The following is a 2584-nucleotide window of genomic DNA, read 5'->3' on the forward strand; positions in this document are numbered from 1 at the left end:
CGGCGATCGGCCGGGTCGCGAAGAGCGTGGTAAAGACAGAGGTGATAATGCCAAGCCCAAGCGTGATCGCAAAGCCGCGCACCGGGCCAGAACCCATGACATAAAGGATCAGAGCGGTAATGAAAGTGGTGATATTGGCGTCGATGATCGCACTCATCGCCTTTTCATAGCCAAGCTCGATCGCACGCGCCGGTCCCCTGGCCGATTTCACCTCTTCCTTGATCCGCTCGAAGACAAGGACGTTGGCATCGACCGCCATCCCGATGGTCAGAACGATCCCTGCGATCCCCGGCAGGGTCAGCGTGGCGCCGATCAAGCTGAGCAGGCCAAAGATCAGAGCGACGTTGATGACAAGGGCGATATTGGCAAAAATCCCGAAGGTGCCATAGCTCGCGAACATGAAGACAAGCACAAGCGCGAAGGCCACGATACAGGCGATCTTACCCGCCTCGATACTGTCGGCGCCAAGTTCCGGCCCGACCGTGCGTTCCTCAAGGAACTCAAGCCCCGCAGGCAAGGCCCCCGCCCGCAGCAGAACCGCCAGTTTGGTGCTTTCCTCAACGTTGAAATTGCCGGTGATGATGCCCGATCCGCCGGCGATATGGCTCTGGATCACGGGGGCGCTTATGACCTCTCCGTCAAGCACGATGGCAAAGGGGTTGCCGATGTTCTCGGCTGTGTAATCGCCGAATTTGCGCGCGCCGGTCGGGTTGAACCGGAACGAGACCGCCGGGCGGCCGTTCTGGTCGAAATCGGGCTGTGCATCGACAAGTTCCTCGCCGGTGACCACCGGTGCCCGCTCGAGGATGTAATAGACGCCTTCGTCATCCAGCGAGGGCAGAACCTCGTTACCCGCACCGGCGCGCTCTTCGGCGTTCGAGGTGCGGCTGACTACCGGCTGAAAGGTCAACTGCGCGGTGGTGCCGATGATCTGCTTGAGTTCGGCCGCGCTGCCGACGCCGGGCACCTGGATCAGGATACGGTCGGCGCCCTGGCGCTGGATCGTGGGTTCGCGGGTGCCGACCTCGTCTATCCGGCGGCGGATGATTTCAAGCGCCTGACGCACGGTGCGGTCGTCAGTGGCAAGCTGTTCGGCTTCACTCAGACGGACAATGATTTCGCCCGCTTCGGAGGTGACGTCGATATCGCTGGCCCCTGCCCCGGTCAGGCTTGTGACCGTGCGCGCCAGACCGCGCACAAGGCTGGCCGCCTCTGCTGCCATGTCCGGGCGCTCGACAAGGCGCACGCGAAGCTCGGCCTCTTCGGTGGGTTGCAGGCGGATCGGGCCGATGCGGTCACGCTCTTCGCGCAGCAGATCGCGCACCTCGGGCCACATGCCCTCCACCCGCGCGCGGTAGACATCCGCGACTTTGACCTCGGCCAGAAGATGCGCACCGCCGCGCAGATCGAGCCCGAGGTTGACCAGCCCCGAGGGCATCCAGTCGGGCCATTGCGACAGCGCCTGCGCGATCTCGGGGGTTTCCGTGGCCCCGATCTCGATCGCGGCGAGGGCGTCGTTATGGCTCTCCACCCTCGCGTAAAAGGCATTCGGCAGGGCCAGCAAAAGACCAAGGGCGACGATGCCCCAGATACATAGGCGTTTCCACAGGTCAATTTGCAGCATAATCCTGCCTTTTCAGAGAGTTAACAAAGAATGTCCGGTCGGGCGCCAGCCTCAGCCTTCGGCCGGCTCGGTCTTGGAAAGGACCTGCGCGATGGTCGAGCGGACGACACGCACCTTGACACCCTCGGAAAGCTCGACCTCGACCTCGTTGTCGTCCTTGACCTTATGCACCTTGCCGATAAGCCCGCCCTGGGTGACCACCTGATCGCCACGGCGCAGGGCATCAACCATCGCCTTGTGCTCTTTGAGCTTCTTTTGCTGCGGACGGATCAGCAGGAAATACATGATCGCGAAAATCAGGATGAGCGGGATAAACTGGCCAAAGGCTTCCATGGGGTCGTGTCCTTCATAGGTTGCGGCGGGAAAGACCCCGCGAATTGTTGCGGAAACTAGGGGTGGCGGTGGGGTTTTGCAAGGCGCGAAAGCACGCTTCGCCCAAGGGAATGCCCGGACAAGCCCCGACGCCCAAAGCGTCGCGCCTTGTGACACGTGCAGTTTCGCGGCAAGGTTGTGATGTGGGGATTGAAACAAGGTTATTTTCAGCGTGCAGACATATGAGACCTATCAGGGCATCGTGACCCATCCCCTCTTGTGGATATTCCTCGGCCTGACGCTGGTGTTCTATCTGGTGCAGGGTGCAACCCGCCAAAAGGAAAAGGGCTGGGTCTCGCCCGAAACCCATATCAAGGCCGTCGCCGCCTCTCTTGGGATGAAAGGCGTGCCCACTTTGATTTTCGTGGTGATCGGCCTCACATGGCTGATCGTCGCAACAACGCTGTTGTTCGGCCTCTACAAGCTGACCTGGGACGTGATCTGGCATGCGGTCCCTCAGGGGGATGATGAGGTTTGGCCTTGGCGGTTTTCGCTGGCCCAGATTGCCGCGCTGACAACCGTCTTGGGCGCGGTGATCGCCCTGCCTTTGACCATCAACCGGCTGCTCTTGTCCCGGCGACAAACCGA

The 2584-nt window shown here is 61.4% G+C and carries 3 protein-coding genes; 1 reads left to right on the forward strand and 2 read right to left on the reverse strand.

The features are described from left to right. Together secD and yajC are read right to left on the reverse strand one after the other, a co-directional pair. A partial coding sequence (secD, locus tag QZ522_RS18975) for a protein translocase subunit SecD (protein ID WP_294615316.1) occupies positions 1-1624 on the reverse strand: 1624 nt, incomplete at its 3' end. A 51-nt stretch (positions 1625-1675) separates the two neighbouring features. Next, positions 1676-1957 (reverse strand): preprotein translocase subunit YajC, encoded by a 282-nt coding sequence (gene yajC / locus QZ522_RS18980; protein ID WP_085825446.1) that lies wholly within the window; start codon positions 1955-1957, stop codon positions 1676-1678. 211 nt (positions 1958-2168) lie between these two features. On the opposite strand from yajC, the gene QZ522_RS18985 reads away from it, so the two are divergent. Continuing rightward, the coding region (locus QZ522_RS18985; RefSeq protein WP_294615321.1) for a hypothetical protein at positions 2169-2584 on the forward strand (416 nt) is incomplete at its 3' end.

The organism is uncultured Roseovarius sp. (genome assembly GCF_913054395.1).
GTDB lineage: Bacteria > Pseudomonadota > Alphaproteobacteria > Rhodobacterales > Rhodobacteraceae > Roseovarius.